The 19,426-nt window shown below is 34.8% G+C and carries 22 protein-coding genes; 16 read left to right on the top strand and 6 right to left on the bottom strand.

Features of this window, described 5'->3' with window-relative positions; genetic code table 11:
* Positions 1–72 precede the first annotated feature (72 nt).
* Entirely contained in the window at positions 73–582 is a 510-nt protein-coding gene (locus tag CJF12_RS00420; RefSeq protein WP_034682466.1) for a GNAT family N-acetyltransferase, read from the top strand.
* Positions 583–712: 130 nt separating this feature from the next.
* Complete coding sequence (locus CJF12_RS00425) at positions 713–1,354, top strand: uracil-DNA glycosylase (RefSeq protein WP_034682465.1); 642 nt, start codon at positions 713–715, stop codon at positions 1,352–1,354.
* Here CJF12_RS00425 and CJF12_RS00430 read toward each other — a convergent pair.
* Both CJF12_RS00430 and CJF12_RS00435 read right to left on the bottom strand, forming a co-directional pair.
* Positions 1,341–1,841: a hypothetical protein gene (locus tag CJF12_RS00430; RefSeq protein ID WP_034682464.1), complete on the bottom strand. Its 501-nt coding sequence runs from the start codon at positions 1,839–1,841 to the stop codon at positions 1,341–1,343. The genes CJF12_RS00425 and CJF12_RS00430 overlap by 14 nt on opposite strands.
* A 12-nt stretch (positions 1,842–1,853) precedes the next feature.
* The gene (locus tag CJF12_RS00435) at positions 1,854–2,345 is read right to left on the bottom strand and encodes a DUF456 domain-containing protein (RefSeq protein WP_034682463.1); all 492 of its coding nucleotides are present in this window, start codon (positions 2,343–2,345) and stop codon (positions 1,854–1,856) included.
* Positions 2,346–2,476: 131 nt separating this feature from the next.
* Here CJF12_RS00435 and CJF12_RS00440 point away from each other — a divergent pair, with 131 nt between their 5' ends.
* From CJF12_RS00440 to CJF12_RS00485, 10 genes are all read left to right on the top strand, one after another.
* Complete coding sequence (locus CJF12_RS00440; RefSeq protein WP_034682461.1) at positions 2,477–3,739, top strand: mechanosensitive ion channel family protein; 1,263 nt, start codon at positions 2,477–2,479, stop codon at positions 3,737–3,739.
* Positions 3,740–3,917: 178 nt separating this feature from the next.
* The gene (locus tag CJF12_RS00445) at positions 3,918–4,637 is read left to right on the top strand and encodes a pyridoxine 5'-phosphate synthase (RefSeq protein ID WP_034682519.1); all 720 of its coding nucleotides are present in this window, start codon (positions 3,918–3,920) and stop codon (positions 4,635–4,637) included.
* Positions 4,638–4,760: 123 nt separating this feature from the next.
* The gene (locus CJF12_RS00450) at positions 4,761–5,540 is read left to right on the top strand and encodes an alpha/beta fold hydrolase (protein WP_034682459.1); all 780 of its coding nucleotides are present in this window, start codon (positions 4,761–4,763) and stop codon (positions 5,538–5,540) included.
* Between the two features lie 115 nt (positions 5,541–5,655).
* The gene (locus CJF12_RS00455; protein WP_034682458.1) at positions 5,656–5,892 is read left to right on the top strand and encodes a microviridin/marinostatin family tricyclic proteinase inhibitor; all 237 of its coding nucleotides are present in this window, start codon (positions 5,656–5,658) and stop codon (positions 5,890–5,892) included.
* 66 nt (positions 5,893–5,958) lie between these two features.
* Entirely contained in the window at positions 5,959–6,156 is a 198-nt protein-coding gene (locus CJF12_RS00460) for a microviridin/marinostatin family tricyclic proteinase inhibitor (RefSeq protein ID WP_034682457.1), read from the top strand.
* 90 nt (positions 6,157–6,246) lie between these two features.
* The gene (locus CJF12_RS00465; protein WP_034682454.1) at positions 6,247–7,206 is read left to right on the top strand and encodes an MvdC/MvdD family ATP grasp protein; all 960 of its coding nucleotides are present in this window, start codon (positions 6,247–6,249) and stop codon (positions 7,204–7,206) included.
* Positions 7,196–8,203, top strand: coding sequence for an MvdC/MvdD family ATP grasp protein (locus CJF12_RS00470; protein WP_034682453.1), 1,008 nt, complete (start codon positions 7,196–7,198; stop codon positions 8,201–8,203). The genes CJF12_RS00465 and CJF12_RS00470 overlap by 11 nt, the downstream gene beginning before the upstream one ends.
* A 442-nt stretch (positions 8,204–8,645) precedes the next feature.
* The gene (locus CJF12_RS00475) at positions 8,646–9,659 is read left to right on the top strand and encodes an NAD-dependent epimerase/dehydratase family protein (protein WP_034682518.1); all 1,014 of its coding nucleotides are present in this window, start codon (positions 8,646–8,648) and stop codon (positions 9,657–9,659) included.
* Positions 9,660–11,423 (top strand): AMP-dependent synthetase/ligase, encoded by a 1,764-nt coding sequence (locus CJF12_RS00480; protein ID WP_034682451.1) that lies wholly within the window; start codon positions 9,660–9,662, stop codon positions 11,421–11,423.
* A gap of 88 nt (positions 11,424–11,511) precedes the next feature.
* Positions 11,512–12,570: a diphosphomevalonate/mevalonate 3,5-bisphosphate decarboxylase family protein gene (locus CJF12_RS00485; protein WP_034682450.1), complete on the top strand. Its 1,059-nt coding sequence runs from the start codon at positions 11,512–11,514 to the stop codon at positions 12,568–12,570.
* Between the two features lie 749 nt (positions 12,571–13,319).
* On the opposite strand, the gene CJF12_RS00490 is transcribed toward CJF12_RS00485, so the two are convergent.
* Positions 13,320–14,450: an endonuclease/exonuclease/phosphatase family protein gene (locus CJF12_RS00490; protein ID WP_228379064.1), complete on the bottom strand. Its 1,131-nt coding sequence runs from the start codon at positions 14,448–14,450 to the stop codon at positions 13,320–13,322.
* 85 nt (positions 14,451–14,535) lie between these two features.
* On the opposite strand from CJF12_RS00490, the gene CJF12_RS00495 reads away from it, so the two are divergent.
* Together CJF12_RS00495 and gloA2 are read left to right on the top strand one after the other, a co-directional pair.
* On the top strand, positions 14,536–14,985 hold the full coding sequence (locus CJF12_RS00495) for a nuclear transport factor 2 family protein (RefSeq protein WP_034682447.1): 450 nt from the start codon (positions 14,536–14,538) through the stop codon (positions 14,983–14,985).
* 14 nt (positions 14,986–14,999) lie between these two features.
* Positions 15,000–15,377 (top strand): SMU1112c/YaeR family gloxylase I-like metalloprotein, encoded by a 378-nt coding sequence (gloA2, locus tag CJF12_RS00500; RefSeq protein WP_034682446.1) that lies wholly within the window; start codon positions 15,000–15,002, stop codon positions 15,375–15,377.
* A gap of 3 nt (positions 15,378–15,380) precedes the next feature.
* Here the strand turns inward: gloA2 and CJF12_RS00505 are convergent, their stop codons facing one another.
* Both CJF12_RS00505 and CJF12_RS00510 read right to left on the bottom strand, forming a co-directional pair.
* Complete coding sequence (locus tag CJF12_RS00505) at positions 15,381–15,764, bottom strand: DUF1634 domain-containing protein (protein ID WP_034682445.1); 384 nt, start codon at positions 15,762–15,764, stop codon at positions 15,381–15,383.
* Positions 15,761–16,591 carry a sulfite exporter TauE/SafE family protein gene (locus CJF12_RS00510; protein WP_034682443.1) on the bottom strand — a complete coding sequence of 277 codons (831 nt, stop codon included), beginning with the start codon at positions 16,589–16,591 and terminating at the stop codon, positions 15,761–15,763. Before CJF12_RS00510 ends, CJF12_RS00505 begins: the two co-directional genes overlap by 4 nt.
* A gap of 87 nt (positions 16,592–16,678) precedes the next feature.
* Between CJF12_RS00510 and CJF12_RS00515 the strand changes: the two genes are divergently transcribed.
* The gene (locus tag CJF12_RS00515) at positions 16,679–17,227 is read left to right on the top strand and encodes a DUF1543 domain-containing protein (RefSeq protein WP_034682517.1); all 549 of its coding nucleotides are present in this window, start codon (positions 16,679–16,681) and stop codon (positions 17,225–17,227) included.
* Between the two features lie 253 nt (positions 17,228–17,480).
* On the top strand, positions 17,481–18,590 hold the full coding sequence (locus CJF12_RS00520; RefSeq protein WP_034682441.1) for a 5-(carboxyamino)imidazole ribonucleotide synthase: 1,110 nt from the start codon (positions 17,481–17,483) through the stop codon (positions 18,588–18,590).
* Between the two features lie 69 nt (positions 18,591–18,659).
* On the opposite strand, the gene CJF12_RS00525 is transcribed toward CJF12_RS00520, so the two are convergent.
* A complete protein-coding gene (locus CJF12_RS00525) occupies positions 18,660–19,292 on the bottom strand; it encodes an HdeD family acid-resistance protein (protein ID WP_034682440.1) in 633 nt (210 codons plus the stop codon).
* Positions 19,293–19,426: the final 134 nt, after the last annotated feature.

The following is a 19,426-nucleotide window of genomic DNA, read 5'->3' on the forward strand; positions in this document are numbered from 1 at the left end:
AATGAGTTAATTTGAAAATTAATGTATGAGATACGATCATTTTGATTGAAGCAATTTTATTAAATTTGGAATATGAAACTTGAAACAGAAAGATTAATTCTGAAAGAAATCAATGAAACTCATGTAGAGGATATCCTGCGGATCCGAAGCAATGAGCTGATCAATAAGTATGTTATAAGAAATTCGCCAAAAACGAATTATGAGGCACTAGATTTTATCCTAACCATTAAAAAGAATACGGAAAATAATAAAACGATTTATTTAGGAGTTTCATACAAGAATGAATCTAATATTATCGGAACGATTTGCCTGTGGAATTTTTCTGAAGACAGAAAAACTGCAGAAGTAGGTTATGAATTGTTACCGAACTATCATAGAAAAGGGATTATGTCCGAAGCATTAGAAGCGGTTTTAAACTACGGTTTTAATGAACTAAATTTGCAGGAAATTATAGCGATTACCAATAAGTATAATGAAAGCTCAAAAGCTTTGCTTCTAAAGTATAATTTTGTTTTAGAAGAAGACAAGAAAGATGAGGACTTTCCCGATAATATTATCTTTAATTTAAAGAAAATTAATTAATTTGTCATTCCTAAAAACAAGGGAATATAAAGCTTAATAATCTTAATTTGATTTTAATGTTTCAGATTTAGGAGATAAGCTTCAACTTAATTTTAAAATTAACTCATTTTCAAATTTTCAAATTGAAATCATGACCTGGACAGAAATTTTAGCCCCGATAAAAAACACAGAATATTTTACCAATCTTTGGGAAAAAGTAAAACAAGAATATGCTACTACCAAAGTATTTCCTCCCAAAAATCAGATTTTCAGAGCACTGGAAATCACTCCTTTTGAAGATATTGAAGTAGTAATTATTGGCCAGGATCCTTACCATAATGATTACCAGGCAAACGGCTTATGTTTTTCTGTTTCAGAACAGGTTGCTGCACCACCATCCCTTAAAAATATATTTATCGAGTTAAAAGATGATTTGGGAGTTGTGAGGACTTCAAAGGAACTGGATGATTGGGGAAAACAAGGCGTTTTATTATTAAATGCAACGTTGACTGTTCGTGCCCATTCTCCTAATTCCCATAAAGATCTTGGATGGGAAAAATTCACGGATTATATCATTAAAGAAATTTCAGATAAAAAGGAAAATGTTGTTTTTGTATTGTGGGGGGCTTTTGCACAAAAAAAAGCCGAACTCATTGATCCGGCTAAACATTTTATTTTGAAATCGGCACATCCATCACCATTTTCTGTGTATAGAGGGTTCTTTGGAAGCAAACCTTTTTCAAAAATTAATGAATATCTTATTTCAAAAGGAAAGAAACCTATTTCGTGGTAGGGTTTTCTCCTGTCTTTTTAATAGTAATTCCAATTTTATATTTTCCTGAAAGTGCTTTTGTTCCTTCTTTCTCTGTAGGATAGGGCGTAACATTGGTCAACGAAATAGTATATCCGTTGAACGGAGCAGACTGTGTATAATTTCTTCCCGGGTTATCCGTGGTGGCCAAACTTAGTGTAACGGGTCTTGTTGCAACTCCCATTACCGTAATATTAGCAACGGCTACACCTGCCCAGATGCAGTTAACACCTTCAGGACATCGGCTGTCTTCAGAGATAGTGTTGAAAGTAACATTCATTTGATATTCCTTAAGGAATCTATTTTCACCTTCAGTGAAGTACATAATGTCGCCTTCTTTATTCATTGTTTTCGTGTCTGTGGTTGATGCTGAAGCAGATGAATTTGTTGTGGTCTTTTTCTCCTTTTGAGCGCTGCAGTTTGTCAATGCGAGCATTCCTAAGCTGAATAAAATGGTTTTGTGTAACATGGTGATTTTCTTTTAAATATAATTAAGCATATCTAATACTACTACCAAAAACATTGCCACACCTACCACAAAGCTGAATCCTGTTCCATAAATAAAACCTATAAAGGCTCCCTTTGTTGATTTCAGGGCCTTATTCATGTCTTTGCTGTCATGGAGTAATTCCCCGATAAATACCCCGGCAAACATTCCAATTAAAAATCCTAATGGGATTGGGAGAAACATCCCGACAATTGTTCCGATAACTGAGCCTACACTTCCCCATGTCGTACCACCGTATTTTTTATTGGTCCTTGCAGGGATTACATAATTTAAAACTGCGGAAGCTGCGGTGAGAATTCCGAAAACCCAGATATACAGCATAGGCAAATCAGAATCTGTCCCGAATTTATAAATCAATAATCCTCCGAGGCTTAATAATAACCCGGGTAAGACGGGAAGAAAGGTTCCTAGTATTCCCAGGACTAAAAGAATAAGGCAGAGAATATTAATTAATGTTGTATCCATTCCGTAAAATATTAATGCAAGATATAAAAAAAGAAGATTTATGGTGGTTTTATTATTTTGGGCTGAAAATTGATGCAGAATAATAAAATTCAGACGATAAAATCATCCCTAAATTTCATAAATTTGCTATAATGAAAGACGAACTACAAGACACTAAAGACTTTTTGCAGGATATAAGCGATCAGATCCATTATTTTGTAAGAAATAATGTGCCGAATGATTTCGTACTTATTTGTCAGATCATCCTTAAATTTTTATTTTTAGCAGGGGTGGTCTATCTGTTGGATTTCATTTTTAAAATTCTGGTCAATACCATATTTAAATATTTTTTTGATAAAGAGAAATATCCGGCTTTAAAATCAATCTACCAATCCAGGATTACCAATTCAATTGTTCACTTAGGGGCATTAAGCTTTGCAGAATCAGCTTTAAAATCTGTTTTTTGGAGACATCCTAAAAGTTTCGAGCTCTTAGGAGTTATTGTAGGTGTATCTATTATTTTTGTTATTGCAGGAATGCTGTTCAGAGCACTAACTGCTTTAAGAAATTATTTTGTAATCAAGCAGGATTTTTATAAAATAATGGCTTTAAATGCTATTTCAGAATCAGTCAAGATTTTTGGAATCTTCATTCTTACTGTGGTGGGGATTTGTCTGATTTTCGGTATAAAAGGTGGAACTATTTTAGGAAGCTTAGGGGCGATCACTGCTGTTTTGGTCCTTGTTTTCAGAGATACAATTCTAGGATTTGTAACCGGATTGCATGTAGCCACATCTAAAAATATGAAGGTAGGAGACTGGATCGGAATTCCTAAATATAATATTGAAGGGAATATTGCAGATATCAGTCTTTTGACAACAAAGATTACCAATTTTGATAAAACGGTTTCCACTATTCCAACTTATGATTTGTTGACGACAGAAATCAAGAATCTTCAGGTCATGTCCGAATCGAATACAAGGCGGATCAAAAAGTCAATTTTTTTCAATATCAATTCTTTTAAATTTTTAAATGATGAAGATATTGAACGTCTGAAAGATATCAATCTCATTTCTGAATACCTTGAAGGAAAGAGTGTAGAGATCAGAAATGAAAAAGAAAAACTCGCTCACAAAGATAAAATTGTTAACGGAAGACAGCTGACCAATATTGGAGTGTTCAGATATTATGCTCAAAAGTATATTGAGAATGATCCTGATATCGATGAAAAAGGAATGAGAATGGTTCGCCAGTTGGATATCACGCCTCATGGTTTGCCCTTGGAAATTTATTGTTTTACCAATGATTCTAAATGGGAACGTTTTGAACAGATTCAGGCAGATATTTTCGACCATTTATTAGTGGCTTCCAAAGAATTTGATCTACAGGTAATGCAGGTAACGCTAAAAGTATGATGAGTAGGAGGTTAGGGAGTTTGAAGTAGGAGGTCATCAGCATTATAATTGAAAATAAGTTTGATTAAATAATTTAATAATAAAGGGTAATAGATATTAATAAGCTAAGAGATGTTTTTTATCTGGAATGACTTCCAGCTCCTGGCTTTTTTCAACTACTCAAGATCTATATAAAAACATGACAAAACTAAGTGTAAACATTAATAAAATTGCTACTTTAAGGAATGCAAGAGGAGGCGAAACGCCAAGTGTAACAGAAGCGGCAGTAAAAATTCAGGAATTCGGAGGACAGGGAATCACCATCCATCCGAGGCCCGATGAAAGGCATATTACAAGAAAAGATGTTTATGATCTGAAACCTTTGGTTACAACAGAATTTAATATTGAAGGAAATCCACATCGTTCATTTATTGATATGGTGCTGGAAGTAAAACCTGAGCAGGTTACACTGGTTCCCGATGCGGATGACGCGATTACTTCCAATGCGGGCTGGGATACCAAAAAGCATTTGGATTTTCTTAAAGAAATCATTGCTGAGTTTAAAAATGCAGGAATCCGGACTTCAATTTTTCTTGATCCAACTCCTGAATTGGTTGAATATGCTGCAAAAACGGGAGCAGACAGGATTGAACTTTATACAGAAGCCTATGCGAAAAATTATCTGATTAATAAAGAACAAGCCATACAGCCTTATTATACAACAGCTGTTGAAGCGGGTAATTTTGGATTAGGAGTAAATGCCGGGCATGATCTCAGCCTTGAAAATTTAAAATATTTTGCTGATAATATTCCAAATTTACTGGAAGTTTCAATAGGTCATGCTTTAGTTTCTGAAGCGTTGTATATGGGAATGGAAAATACAATTCAGGCATATCTGAAGAGGTTGGCAAAATGGTAAGCCCGGTAGGGTTTGAGAGTACGAGTGTTTTAGAGTGCAGGGGAATGACTGATTAAGAAATTACTATTGATTATATGATACCTACAAACTGCTACCTATCATCTAATAGTTAAAAAAATAAATATGGAAATTTTACATTCAAAAATATTTGGCGAAGAAAAATCGTCGACTCCTCTTTTGGTATTTCACGGATTATTTGGAATGCTAGATAACTGGGGGAGTTTTGGGAAAGAATTGGGGGAATTTTTACCCGTTCATTTATTAGACTTACGAAATCATGGCAGAAGCTTTCATTCTGAGAGCATGACTCATGATGATCTGGCAGATGATATTGCCCGTTATATGGAACATCAGGGAATTGAGAAAGCTCATGTATTAGGGCATTCTCTAGGTGGAAAAGCGGTAATGCAGTTTGCTGTCAAATATCCTGAAAAAGTTGAAAAACTGATTGTTGTTGATATGACTCCTAAAGCTTATCCTCCGCATCATCAGGGTATTATTAAAGGATTGGAAAGTGTTGATTTTAATACAGTCGGTTCAAGAAGTGATGTTGAAGCTGTTTTAAGCCAATACATTCCTGAAAAGTCAACGATTCAGTTTTTGGCTAAAAGTCTCTATTGGAATGATGAAAAAAAGCTGAACTGGAGATTTAATCTTAAAACTTTGTCTGAAAAATACAATGAATTTGTTTCCAATGCCATCAAATTTGGTGTTTTTGAGGGAGATACCTTATTTATTTCAGGAGAAAAATCCAATTATATTTTGCCGCAGGATGAGTACATTATTAAGCAACAGTTCCCAAAGGCTACAATAGTAGTTGTGAAAAATGCTGGACATTGGGTTCAGGCAGATAATCCTGTTGATTTTACTAATGTTGTTAAGCAATTTTTAGGTTTAAATTGATTTGATTTACTATTTTGTGTGTTTTTGTTAAAATTGTCTTAAAAGAGTGATTTATTTTTTTCTCTATTGGAATTTTAGTAATTTAGGTTGGTCAAAAAGTTAAAAATATTTACTTATGAAAAACAAAAAACAAAAAAAACCATTCTTTGCTTCGTTTTTAGAGAAACAAATTCAGGATCCTGAAAAAGTAACCGGTGGAGGAACTATTACAACGCCTAGTATAGATGTTGTAACGATTCCTACAAGAGATAATATTACTTCTTTTGTAACTGATAATATAACGACTCCGGGAAATGATCATGTGACCTTAAAATACCCGTCTGATAGCGACGAGTCGGGACCTCTTGAATAGAGCTGTCATTACCGATAGATTAACAGGAAATTCATCAAAATATTAAATTCAATTAAACTAAACATTATGAAAAACAAGAATTCAAAGAAAAAGCCATTTTTCGCATCATTCCTTGAGAAGCAATTAAAAGATCCACAATCTGTTACAGGAGGAGGACCTGACATTACAATTCCAGAAAGAGATGTTGTTACAAAGCCAACAGTAGATTTGGCACATACTATGAAATATCCATCTGATGGAGATGATGATGCTCCAACAGTATAATAAGTTGTTTATATAATCGATCAACTTATTAACAAGTCATAATTAAAGGAAACTTACACTCTAAGTTTCCTTTTTTAATAAAAACAGCACATGATTCTTTGTATCACTCACTCTAATGATTTTTATAATATTGATATTTTCTTTGAATATCTTACTTCCAAAAACATTCCTCATTTCAGGTTGAATTCTGATCGTATGAACCATCTTCAGAAGATAAGCATTACTGAAAATTCTTTTGAACTGACAGATGAATACGGAAATTTGCTTCGCTCTGAAGAGATAAAAGCGGTCTGGCATAGAAAAGCCTGGAAGATTACGGTTCCTGAAGAGCTGGATAAAGATTATGAGCGAATTTTTCTAAATGAATATGGAAGCCTTAGATATAATCTCCATACTTTTTTAGAAAATATTCCCTGGATTAATCCGTACGAACAGGAAAGGAAAATAGATGGAAATAAGCTATATCAATTAAAGGTTGCTCAGAGAAATCAGTTGGTGATTCCTAAAACACTTTTTTCCAATGATGAAAAGAAAATAACCGAATTCTTTTATGAGCATTGCAATGGGAAAGCAGTTGCCAAGCTTCATGGTGTTGTTGAGAAATCAATGAGTGGCGAAAATTTACTTTCCACAACCATAATTGATGAAGAGAATTTGGAATTTATTTCAGATATTGAATATTGTCCTATGATTTTTCAGCCCTATGTTGAAAAAGAATATGAGCTGAGGATTGTATATCTGGATGGGATATTTTTTACCGGGAAAATTAATAATAGCGAGCATGTAGACTGGCGCGTGAGTCCGGGTAATCATTTCTGGTCTGCCTATGAGTTGCCTGAAGATATTAAATCCCGTTTGACTCTTATGATGAAAGAGATGGGATTATATATGGGAGCGATCGACATGATCAAAGGAAAAGACGGGAACTATTATTTCCTTGAGGTCAATCCGCAAGGAGAGTGGGGAATGCTACAAAAAGAATTAGACTTTCCTATTGCGGAAAGTATTGCTGATAACCTTATCAAAAGAATGAAAACCAATGAACAATAAAATTTTAATCATTACCCATACAGGGGATAATTTTTCAATAGAAAAAGTAACGGAGTATATCGGAAAAAACAATTTTGAAGTAATCCGATTTGATGTAGATTTATATCCTTTAAAAAATAAATTATCAACTACATTTCAGGATGGAAAGTGGATTTGTATCCTTGAAACTCCTGAAGCTAAGCATCGTCTGGACGATATTGCTGCAGTATGGTACAGGAGGGCTTATAATATGGGAAGTGGTTTAAAAGAAGAAATAGATGCTAAATTCTATGGTCCGGCGATGGGTGAAATAAGAACCACACTTTTTGGATTTTTAGAATCTATTGATGCATATGCTTTAGGGAAACCGAGTGTATACCGAAGATTAGACAGTAAGGAAGAACAACTGAAAATAGCGGATAAGATAGGATTTAAAATTCCTGAAACCTGTATTACCAATAATCCCGAGGAAGCAAAAGCTTTTATTCTTAAACACAAAAATGTGGTCGGGAAAATGCAGTCGGGTTTTGCTATTTATGAGGATGGTGTCGAGAATGTAGTATTTACCAATGTTATAAAAGATGAAAATCTTGAAGAACTCGATTCGCTGCTATACTGTCCGATGCAGTTTCAGAAAAGGATAGAAAAGAAGAAAGAGCTGAGGGTAACGGTAGTAGGACAGGATGTTTATGCTTTTGAGATCGATTCTCAGCAATCTGAGGAGGCAAAAGTAGATTGGAGAAAAGATGGTGTAAATCTGATTGACAAATGGATCCGTACAGAACTTCCGAAAGATATCGAAGAAAAGGTATTAGAGCTTTTAGATGTTTATCATGTGGATTACGGAGCCTTGGATATTATTGTTTCTCCTGAAGATGAATATTATTTTATTGAGATTAATGCTGCCGGAGAGTTTTTCTGGTTGGATAATCTTACAGAAGATAATTTAATTTCTAAAAGTATTGCGGATGTTTTATGTGATAAAGCACCGAGAAGAAATAATATGGTATTGGCTTAAATAAATCCGGATCTCGTTACAAAAAACATTAAGAAATTTCTCCTATCGAAATGACAAGGTTATCCGTATTTACAAATTTACGATTTAGTAATACTTAATAATCTTAACAACTTAACTCTAAACTTAATGGTTCAATTTAAAACATTAAGAATTATTTTAGAAGTTAAGAATATGAAGAGATTTCTCCTATCGAAATGATAAATACCTTTTAAACCTATAATTTAGCAAATCAGCAATTTTGCAGTTTTGCCATTACAAACATAGAAGCTATTTGGCAGATACTATTTTAACAGATAATATTGATGAAATAAAGCTGGATTATGTTTTAAAAATTGCAAATTTGCAGATGCTTTTTTTCGTGATACTTTTTCATTTCAATGAAGAATTGGCGAATAAAAAATATTGTCATAATTTAGTCAACAATCCAGTAGAAATATAATTGATGGTTTTTGTAACGGGAGCAACCGGAATTTTGGGCAGAGTACTTGTTTTAGAACTTCTGAAAAGAGGTAAAAGAGTACGTGCATCCAAAAGATCTGCAAGCGATTTAAAGGAAGTAAAACATTCATATCAGTTTTATACGGAAAATCCTGATGATTTTTTTGATAAAATAGAATGGGTAGATGTAGATTTTGATGATATTAATTCTTTGCAGGAAGCTTTGAAAGGAGTGCAAGAAGTATATCATTGTGCTGCCAAAGTGAGTTTTCATCCCAAGGATGAAAAAGAAATGTATCATACCAATATCAAAGGTACAGAGAATCTTCTGTTTGCCTGCGAAGGTTCTGATGTTACAAAATTCCTTCATGTAAGTTCTGTTGCCGTTTTAGACGGTTTCAACGAGAAAGGAGAGTTGGATGAGACTTCCGATTTCAATCCGAAAATCGATCATCCTGCCTATGCTATTTCTAAACATTTATCTGAAATGGAAATTTGGAGGGCATCTGCAGAAGGCTTGAATACAATCATTATCAATCCTGCTATTATCATTGGAAGTGGAAATTGGAATCAAAGTAGTGGAGAATTATTCTCGACTTTTGAAAAAAATAGCTTTACTTTCTCAGGAGGATCAGCGTATGTTGATGTGAGGGATGTTGCAAAGATCTCTGTTGATCTTATGGATAAAGGTGCTTTTGGAGAACGTTTTATTCTCATTTCAGAAAGTAAAAGATATGCTGAGGTTGGGAAACAAATTCGCAGCAGACTAGGATTAAAAGATGCAAAAATCCTTTCTCAGACAATGCTTAATGTTGGAAGGTTGGCCAATATCCTTTTTGGATGGCTGATTCCTCAACTGAAAATTGTTACCAAATCAAATATTGAATCCGTAACTTCTTTTACTACGATTTCAAATCAGAAAATTAAAGAAAGGCTTAGCTACCAGTTTATTCCGGTAAGTGAAAGTATTGATTTTCATCTCAATAATTATATTAACGACAAAAAGCTGAAGAACTAAATGAATCTTGCAGAAGCTATTATCAATAAAAATGTAGAGACTCACCCTTTAAAATCAGCTATTGGTTTTAAAACTAAAGAAGCCTGGAAAGAACTGAGCTGGAAGAAATTCAGCGAAATGATTTTTAAAACAGCTAATGCCCTTAAAAATGTGGGTGTTCAGGAAGGTGATAAGGTGGCTATTTATTCGGATAATTCTGCCGAATGGATGATTTTTGACCTGGCCTCGATGTCAATCGGAGCGATTACAGTACCTATTTACACTACCAATAACGCTGAACAGGCGGAATATATCATTAATGATGCACAGGCAAAAGTAATTCTAGTTGGCAACCAGGAGCAATATGATGCTTCTTTTGAAATTGTAAATAAGGAGGCAAGCTCTCTTCATACAGTTATAATTACTAAAAAAGCGGTCTGGATAAAAAAAGAAAACAGTTTTTATTTAGAAGATTTTATTGCAAAAGCATCTCCAAAGCTGGAGATATGTCATAAAGAATATGAAGATGTAGCAACGCTTATCTATACTTCAGGGACCACAGGGACACCTAAAGGAGTGATGCTGACTCATGGTAACTTCATCAAAGCTTTTGATGCTCATTTTGAATTCTTTACATTTAAAAACTTTGAAGAAGAGCTGTCTCTGGCATTTTTACCCCTCAGCCATGTTTTTGAAAGAAGCTGGAGCCTGCTTTCTTTGTATGGCGGAGCAAGAGTTTATTTTTTAGAAGATCCTAAAAATATAGCAAAAGCTTTAGTGGAAGTGAAGCCGACAATGATGTGTGCTGTTCCCCGGTTTTTCCAGAAGATCTATGCCGGAGTGAATGATATGGCCGCTGAAAGCTCCTCTTTAAAAAAGAAAATCTTTAACTGGGCATTGAAAGTAGGTTCAGAAACAGCAGAGCTGAGAAGAAATGAAATCTCAGCACCGTTAGGATTGAAAATAAAAGAATCTATTGCCAATATGCTGGTCTTTAGTAAGATCAAGGAAAAGATGGGTGGAAGACTTTGGTTCTTACCTTGTGGTGGAGCTTCTTTATCTCCTGAAGTTACCCGTTTTTTTGAGTCCGTAGGGATTCACGTTACAGTAGGATATGGTTTGACGGAAACGACGGCTACTTTAACACTTTTCCCATTGACTCATTTTGAACATGCTACCAGTGGAAAACCACTGCCCGGTGTAGAAATACGAATAGGTGAAAAGGATGAGATCCAGGCACGTGGAAATGGTATTATGAAGGGGTATTACAACAAGCCTGAAGATACAAAAGCTGTATTTACGGAAGATGGCTGGTTTAAAACCGGAGATGCTGGTAAATTTGACGATAAAGGAAATTTAATCATTACTGACAGGATTAAAGACCTTATGAAAACTTCCAACGGAAAATATATTGCACCACAGCAGATTGAAAATCTTTTAACCAATAATAATTATATCCAGCAGATTGTATTAATTGCAGAAGGAAGACAGTTTGTTTCCGCTTTGATCGTTCCGAATTTTGAATTTCTGGAAGATTATATCAAAAAGAATAATATTCCTTTTACAAGCTGGGCTGAATTGGTGAAAAGTGAGCAGATCATTACACTTTATAAAAATAAAATTAAAGAATTACAGGAACACCTGGCGGATTTTGAAAAGGTTAAAAAGTTTACACTAATGCCTTCGGAATTTGAGATCAATACAGGAGAAATTACACCTACTTTGAAGATCAAGAGAAATGTAGTTCTTAAGAAATACGAAGATATTATTGAGAAAATGTATTAAATGAAATTTGAAACTCCGCAAACAATATTGCAGTAAGCTGTTTAATACTTGTAGGATGTATTCGAGTTTTATCATTTTGAATTAAATTATGACAACACAAGAATTTTTAGGGAAACAAAATTTTACCATCAACACACAAACGGTTTCAGAAAGCTGTCCATCCAATATTGCTTTGATTAAATACTGGGGGAAATATGAACAGCAGATTCCTGCAAACCCAAGTATCAGCTATACCCTAAACCATTGTAAAACGAACACAACTATAGAGTTTTTTGCAAATGAACCTTTTTCTGTACAGACTTTTTTATCTGGAAATGAAGAACAGAAATTCGCTGAAAAAATTGAAAAATATTTTCAAAATATAGAACAGTATTTGCCCTGGATATTAAAAGGAAAATATATCATCAAAACTGAGAATACCTTTCCCCATAGTTCAGGGATTGCGAGTTCAGCCTCAGGATTTGGAGCTATTGCCAAATGTCTGATGAAACTGGACGATCATTTTTCGGGGAAGATATCTGAAGAAGATGCTCTGAGAAAAGCTTCATTTTTGGCGAGACTGGGAAGTGGAAGCGCCTGCCGAAGCTTGTATAACGGATTGGTAGTTTGGGGTGATTCTGATGAGGTTTCCGGAAGCTCAGATTTATTTGCTGTTCAATATCCGAATACTGAAGTTCACGAAGTTTTCAGAGATTTTAATGATTGGGTACTATTAATTCATGAAGGTCAGAAAAGCGTTTCTTCGACTGTAGGTCATGGTTTGATGAAAACGAATCCTTATGCAGAAAGGAGATTTCAGGAAGCGAGAGAAAATTTTATTCCAATGAAATCAATTCTTAAAAGCGGGGACTTGGAAAGCTTTATCAAATTAGTGGAACACGAAGCATTAACTCTTCATGCCATGATGATGATGAGTGATCCTGCATTTATTTTGATGAAAACAGGAACTCTGGAAGTGATTAACAAAATCTGGGATTTTAGAAGAGAAACTCAATTGCCGCTATTCTTTACTCTGGATGCGGGAGCTAACGTTCACCTTTTATTCCCTAATAATGGAACGGAAGAACAGGTTAAAGGTTTTATAGAAACTGAACTATTACAGCATACTCAGAAGAATGGGGTAGTGAAAGATATTATGAAGTTTTAAGTTTCCATGCATACATATAAAAACCGGGCTTTGGCTCGGTTTTTTATTTTTACCCTGATTAGAAGCTTTTCAGATTATTCTTTGTTTAGATTCCTAAGGAATGACAAAGAGCATGGTAATCACTACCATTTGTCATTGACTACGTCGAATCTTCGATTTCAGTAATGAAGCGAGAGCGGAGTGGAGGAATCTAGCCATAGCCAAGTAAGGGATAATGTAAGACCTATTTAGTTTTTCCATTCTATTTTGATCAAAGTCTCTATGTTACTTTGTTTAGATTCCTAAGGAATGACAAAAAGTGCGGTAATCACTACCATTTGTCATTGACTATGTCGAATCTTCGATTTCAGTAACGAAGCGAAAGCGGAGTGGAGGAATCTAAGCCTAGTTAAGGGAAGAATGAACGCCGAATCTATAATTTCTATTTAGATTTTGGATTCTATTTGGAGCCGAGACTCTGTTATTTCTTTGTTTAGATTCCTACGGAATGACAAAGAGCGTGGTAATCATTACCATTTGTCATTGACTACGTCTAATCCTTGATTTCAGTAACGAAGCGCAAGCGGAGTGGAGGAATCTAAGCCTAGTTAAGGGAAGATGAACGCCGAATCTATATTTCTATTTAGGTTTTGGATTCTATTTCGAGCCTAAACTCTGTTATTTGTTTGTTTAGATTCCTACGGAATGACAAAGAATGTGATAATTTAATAACAAAGTAAAGTGAAGGAATTTCAATATAGTAAAAGCCATCAATCTTCAGTAACCACGGCATCACGATCACCATCTTTCTGCTTCCCTTCCTGTATCATCTCTTCTGCTTCTGCTTTTTCCTCTACAGTAGCTTCTTCAATTCGCTCTTCTTGCTCATTATTGTGATGATCAATAAAAAACTCACAATATACCGGTAAATGATCGGACCCAAAATTATCGAGTGTTTTAAGCTCTTTAATAAAGATATCCTCACTATGAAACATCAAATCAATAGGAAATCTTAATAAACGGTATTTAGCATGAAACGTAGACACAAAAGCACGTCCGATCCTGGGGTCGATAAGATTGCTGGTTTTTCTGAATAAGATAGAAGATTTTGACCATGCGACATTATTAAAATCTCCGACAACAATAACCGGAATTTTAATTTCTTTTACGCGTTTTGCAATGCTTAAAAGATCTCCATCTCTTTCTTTTGACGTTTCTTCCTCTGTAGGGCTTGGAGGTGGAGGATGAACTCCAAAAAATACAAAAGAAAAGCCATCTTCAGTTTCCAAATGAATTTCAATACTAGGGATATCATCAGCTACAAAATAATGGGTAGTGTGGTCTTTAATTTTAATTTTGGAATAAAAATGCATTCCGTAGGTGTTTTCCAGAGTTACTTTATGCTGATACGGATAATCTTTTTCCAGAACTCTCAAAGCCTGCTCCCACTTGGAATCACTTTCCATAGTCATAAATATTTCCGGCTTACATTGCTCAATAAGTTTAATAAATCTATGGTACTCAGTATTGAACTGATAGACGTTAGCCGAAATAAAATGTATTTTTTGAGAAGAATTATTGCGCTGTTTATATTTTTTTACCCGATAAAGTGGGGTATACTTTACCAGAATGACACTATGGTGAACGAACAATACCAATAGTATCGTTTGAAAGTACCAAAAGTTTTCTGATGGCTCGGTGAAGAAGCCTAAAATGAAAGTAATAACAATAAAATAAGTAATCTGAATTTTACCAAATTCAGGTACCCGGAATATCCAATGTTGGTTTTGAATTTTAGGGAGTAACGTTAAAAAAATCAGCAAAAAGACTAAAATCAGGTAAGCAATCCACATAGTTCTTAAATAGGCTGATAAAAGTAATTTATTTTTATAACAATTCAAATGAAATTCTCTTATTTATCATGTTAATTAATATGGGGTTGAATGCGTATTTTTATTATTTTTATTCGATAATATTCTGAAAAAAATGAAGTATAAAATAGTAGGCATTACTTTGCTGTTAGGTGTCCTTTGTTTTGGGCAAAATTCTGAGAATAGTGAGATTGAAAAACCTATTCGTAATTTATTTCTGGCTATGAAAAATGCTGACACAGAATTGCTAAAATCTACTTTTACAAAATCGGCAATGCTTCAGACGGTTATGAAATATGGACTTGTAAAAACAGATAGTATACCGGATTTTATTGCTACTGTTTCTAAAGCTGCAAAAGGGGATCTTGATGAAAGAATCGAAATAGAATCAATTCACATTGATGGAGATATGGCCAGTGTTTTTACCCCTTACCAGTTTTATTATAAGGGCCAGTTTTCCCATTGTGGGGCTAATAGTTTCCAATTGGTAAAGCAAAACAAGCAGTGGAAGATCCAATATGTGATCGATACCAGGAGAAAAGAAGACTGTGAAAATATAAAATAAGATATAATATAACAATGAAAATTCATCATATAGCTATCATCGGCTCAAACTATGAAATATCTAAAAAATTCTATACGGAAATTCTGGGATTGAAGATAATCCGTGAAGTATACCGTGAAGAAAGACAATCCTATAAGCTTGATCTTGCTATTGGAGACCATTATGTAATTGAACTGTTTTCATTTCCGGATTCTCCTGCAAGGCCGTCTCGTCCTGAGGCTTGTGGCTTAAGGCATCTCGCATTTTCTGTAGAGAGTGTTTCTACAAAACGAAATGAGTTGCTTGAAAAAGGGCTGAATTGTGAAGATATACGGATTGATGAGTTTACGGGAAAAGAATTTTTCTTTACCCAGGATCCGGATCAGCTTCCTTTAGAGTTTTATGAAATGTAAGTTTTAGTGGGCATAGCCTGTAAAAAAGCTAATAGCCATAATAGCTAAAACGATGGATGAAATCACAACATAGGTGTAATCTTTTTCTTTGAGATATCCTATAAGTGCAAAGACAATCCTCATAAGCGGGGTGAATATGAGAACAAGAATTCCCAATTGAATGATGGCCATACCTTCACCCTTACACAAGGATTCCCAAAAGAGACTCCATACTTTTTCAGAAGAAGAACCCGTTTCCAATGCGGAATAATTTTTAGGCATTTTGAAGCCTTCTAAAAATAGCTTTATAAAGCCAACAAGAGATATGGCTACGGATAAAATAACCCCAAGCCTTAAAAGGTTTCCCACCGAACGGTTTAAATCAACATCTGTGAAATTCTTTCTCATCGGAAACTTTGATTTATTCCGTTATACATCATATAAATTGACAAAATAGTGATCACAATAGCAAAGAATGTTTTCAGCTTTTTTGTCTTGGACACCATTAAGGTTTTTGAACCTATGAAGCTTCCTATAACTACTCCAATTAATACGGGAGCTACAATGACAGGAATAATCTCACCTCTTTGAAAATAGATCAGAGAACTTGCTACAGCAGTAACCCCAATCATAAAGTTACTGGTCGTTGTAGAAACTTTGAAAGGTAATTTCATCATATTATCCATTGCTAATACCTTCAAGGCTCCTGAGCCTATTCCTAAAAGACCGGACATAGCCCCTGCAAACATCATCATAAAGAATCCCGGGACCGTATTTCTTGCGGAATAACTTTTAACTATCCCTTTGTCCGGGAAAGTTCCGTAAAGCTTTAGCTTATCTTCCAGACTTCCTTTTATCAAAGGTTCCTGATGATCGGGTTTACCTTTAAGGTTTAAAATGACGGTAAGAAGAAGAATGCTTGCGAAAATAATTCCGATGGTATTCGGATTAAGTATTCCGGATACAAGGGCTCCTACGATAGCTCCTGCTGTAGTGGCTATTTCAAGAAACATTCCGATTCTCATATTGGTAAATCCTTCTTTAACAAAAGCGACAGCAGCTCCCGAAGAAGTTCCTACGACAGAGATTAAAGAAGCTCCGATTGCGTAATGCATAGGGACGCCAAAACCAAGCGTCAATAAAGGGATGATGATAACTCCTCCTCCTAAACCGGTAAGCGAGCCTAAAAGGCCGGCAGAGATTGCTCCAAGAAAGAGAATGATGATTTCTGACATGAATACAAATATAAAACTATTGGTGTTTTCTGCCAAACTTTAAAAAAGATAAATTTGATGTATTTTTGTGTGACTAAAAAAATGAAAATGAAATTATTCTATATTATCCTTGGTGCTACTCCTAAAGGTAGGAATATTGAACAGCATGATGTATTCTTTGGTATCGGAGAAAGCTTAAAAGATCTGGTTCCTGACATGAAAGATTTTTGGAAGGAGGCAGAAGGAAAAATTCATCTTGACTGTCATCAGGAAGTAAGGTTTGCTGACGGATACGAAGTGAAGATTGTTGAAAAAACAGATCGTCCGTCCCAAAATCAATTGTATTTTATTAACCTTGGAGGATACAAGAAAGGGTATTTTGAAGAATTTCATGAGCAGCATTTAATGGTTGGAGAATCAATGGGTGAAATTGTGAAGAGAGTAAAAGACACCGAATTTTATAAAACAATGGGTTTTGATACTGCAGTAAGTCATATTGATGATAAGCATGGAGTAGATATTGATGATATTTATAATGTTAACGATATTCTTCCGGAAAAGATGAAAGAAAAGTACTCCATTATACTGGAAAAATCTGATGCAGAAAATCAGGAAAACCCTATTGGACTTGGGTATCTGAAAATAGATAAAGTATAATCATAAATAAAACATTTGAGCCGGCTTAAAAGCCGGCTCAAATGTTTTAAGGCTCTAGTCGGTAAAAAGAAATCGATTCCAGCTGAGTGAAGTTTTCAGGCAGTTGAAAATTTGGGCGATGGAATATAAAATTTTATCTTTGCACATTCTTACAAAGATAATTTCCGGATCTTTTTATAAAGAGATAGGACCGAAGAAATTGCCCTTTTTTAATCTTTGTGGTGTAATTAAAATATATCTAATAAAAAATAGAATGAAAATAGGAATTTTAGGAGGTGGACAGCTGGGAAGAATGCTGATACAGAGTGCGTTAAAATATGATGATGAATTTTACACTCTGGATCCCGATTCTGATGCACCTTGTCACAATATCTCTTATTTTACACAAGGGAATTTCAATGATTTTGAAACAGTTCTGAATTTTGGGAAGGATAAGGATGTTGTAACGATTGAGATCGAGCATGTGAATGCAGATGCATTGGCAGAGCTGGAAAACCAAGGGGTGAAAGTGGTTCCGAATTCTAAAATCATTAAGACAATTCAGCAGAAAATTCTTCAAAAGGAATTTTATAAAGCTCATCATATTCCAAGTCCGGAATTCCAGGTAGTCTGGAATAGTGACGAAAAAATTATGATGCCATTACCTTTTGTGCAGAAAATGAATACAGGAGGATATGATGGAAAGGGAGTTCAGGTTATTAAAACGGAAGACGATTATCAGCATTTATGGAAAGAGGCTTCTGTGATAGAAAGCCTTGTAGACATTGATCAAGAACTTTCTGTGATTGTTGCCAGAAATGAAATGGGGGAAACCAAAACTTTTCCGGTTACGGAAATGGTGGCTGATCCCAAACTGAATTTATTGGATTTTAATATCTGTCCGGTTTACTTAAGTGAAGAGGTTCAAAAACAGATTGACTCAATTACTGAGAAATTTTTAAATGTGGTGAATTCTCCAGGGCTTTTTGCCATTGAATTATTCCTGGATAAAGAAGGGAAAGTCTGGGTGAATGAAACGGCTCCAAGACTGCATAATTCCGGGCACCAAAGCCAGGAAGGAAATGCTAATTCTCAATTTGAGCAGATGTACCGTGTGGTAAAAAATTTACCTTTGGCTGATACGGATGCTGTTACTTATAGTGGAATGCTGAATTTGGTAGGCGCTGAAGGATATGCGGGGAAAGTGATTTATGAAGGAATGGAAGAGGTATTAAAGCTTCCAAAGACCTATGTTCATCTTTATGGAAAAACAGAGACCAAATCAGGAAGGAAAATGGGACATATCAATGTATTGGCGGATTCTAAGGAAGAGCTGATGGAGAAGCTGATTAAAGTAAAAGCAATGGTCAGAGTGATTGCATAAATCTTAACAATAAAATAAAAAGACTGCTGAAGAGCAGTCTTTTTATTTTGTATCTGTATAATAGATTTTTTATTTCATTCTATCATTGATTTCATTCTGTAAAGTATCTATTTTCTCTCTTAGTTCATGACTAAGTTTGCTAGGATAATCTTTCATTTTTTTCAAATTGAATGCTAAGATTACAGAAGCAATTCCTACAAAAATAAAGGATAAACCTGTTAAGACTACTAATGAAATTCCTGAAAATATAGGATTAGCTAAAAGCATCAAAGATAATATGATCCCCAGAACGCTGAAAATAGCAAGGTTACCCCAACTAAGTATATGGGCATCTTTTAGATCAAACGAAATTCCTAATAATTGAAAAGAACGGAACATTACCGTGAACCCTACAATGAATGGCAAAATACTCATTGAAATATGAGGATAAGATACCAGGTAAATTCCCATAATCAGGGAAAGCAGTCCGGTTACCAGATATAAACCCCATCCGTTTAAGAGTTTAGCATTATTAACAGCGAAGAAGATATCGGAAAGACCCGATACGATAAACGATACGCTAAAAAGGATGGATAACGCTAAATAGGTTTCAACAGGAGATGAGAATACATAACCTCCACATGCAATAAAAAGGATCCCTAAGATAAGTGGGATGTACCAGTGTTTTACTGAGTTTCTGAATGATTTTAATAAATTTGGCATAATCAGTGTGTTTTTGTTGCCTACTTTGGGATACGGTGTTCGGCTAGTCCGTGTTTTTAATAAGTTTAGATATTGAATTTGATATATAGATTCATTAATAAAAAGCAGAAACTTTTCAATGGTTACAGTAAGCT

Source organism: Chryseobacterium piperi, assembly GCF_002285635.2.
GTDB classification, from domain to species: domain Bacteria; phylum Bacteroidota; class Bacteroidia; order Flavobacteriales; family Weeksellaceae; genus Chryseobacterium; species Chryseobacterium piperi.

Bases quoted from the DNA above. Each gene is read 5' to 3' on its own strand.
- CJF12_RS00420 (WP_034682466.1), top strand. From the start codon at position 73: ATGAAACTTGAAACAGAAAGATTAATTCTGAAAGAAATCAATGAAACT.
- CJF12_RS00425 (WP_034682465.1), top strand. From the start codon at position 713: ATGACCTGGACAGAAATTTTAGCCCCGATAAAAAACACAGAATATTTT.
- CJF12_RS00430 (WP_034682464.1), bottom strand. From the start codon at position 1,841: ATGTTACACAAAACCATTTTATTCAGCTTAGGAATGCTCGCATTGACA.
- CJF12_RS00435 (WP_034682463.1), bottom strand. From the start codon at position 2,345: ATGGATACAACATTAATTAATATTCTCTGCCTTATTCTTTTAGTCCTG.
- CJF12_RS00440 (WP_034682461.1), top strand. From the start codon at position 2,477: ATGAAAGACGAACTACAAGACACTAAAGACTTTTTGCAGGATATAAGC.
- CJF12_RS00445 (WP_034682519.1), top strand. From the start codon at position 3,918: ATGACAAAACTAAGTGTAAACATTAATAAAATTGCTACTTTAAGGAAT.
- CJF12_RS00450 (WP_034682459.1), top strand. From the start codon at position 4,761: ATGGAAATTTTACATTCAAAAATATTTGGCGAAGAAAAATCGTCGACT.
- CJF12_RS00455 (WP_034682458.1), top strand. From the start codon at position 5,656: ATGAAAAACAAAAAACAAAAAAAACCATTCTTTGCTTCGTTTTTAGAG.
- CJF12_RS00460 (WP_034682457.1), top strand. From the start codon at position 5,959: ATGAAAAACAAGAATTCAAAGAAAAAGCCATTTTTCGCATCATTCCTT.
- CJF12_RS00465 (WP_034682454.1), top strand. From the start codon at position 6,247: ATGATTCTTTGTATCACTCACTCTAATGATTTTTATAATATTGATATT.
- CJF12_RS00470 (WP_034682453.1), top strand. From the start codon at position 7,196: ATGAACAATAAAATTTTAATCATTACCCATACAGGGGATAATTTTTCA.
- CJF12_RS00475 (WP_034682518.1), top strand. From the start codon at position 8,646: ATGGTTTTTGTAACGGGAGCAACCGGAATTTTGGGCAGAGTACTTGTT.
- CJF12_RS00480 (WP_034682451.1), top strand. From the start codon at position 9,660: ATGAATCTTGCAGAAGCTATTATCAATAAAAATGTAGAGACTCACCCT.
- CJF12_RS00485 (WP_034682450.1), top strand. From the start codon at position 11,512: ATGACAACACAAGAATTTTTAGGGAAACAAAATTTTACCATCAACACA.
- CJF12_RS00495 (WP_034682447.1), top strand. From the start codon at position 14,536: ATGAAGTATAAAATAGTAGGCATTACTTTGCTGTTAGGTGTCCTTTGT.
- gloA2 (WP_034682446.1), top strand. From the start codon at position 15,000: ATGAAAATTCATCATATAGCTATCATCGGCTCAAACTATGAAATATCT.
- CJF12_RS00505 (WP_034682445.1), bottom strand. From the start codon at position 15,764: ATGAGAAAGAATTTCACAGATGTTGATTTAAACCGTTCGGTGGGAAAC.
- CJF12_RS00510 (WP_034682443.1), bottom strand. From the start codon at position 16,591: ATGTCAGAAATCATCATTCTCTTTCTTGGAGCAATCTCTGCCGGCCTT.
- CJF12_RS00515 (WP_034682517.1), top strand. From the start codon at position 16,679: ATGAAATTATTCTATATTATCCTTGGTGCTACTCCTAAAGGTAGGAAT.
- CJF12_RS00520 (WP_034682441.1), top strand. From the start codon at position 17,481: ATGAAAATAGGAATTTTAGGAGGTGGACAGCTGGGAAGAATGCTGATA.
- CJF12_RS00525 (WP_034682440.1), bottom strand. From the start codon at position 19,292: ATGCCAAATTTATTAAAATCATTCAGAAACTCAGTAAAACACTGGTAC.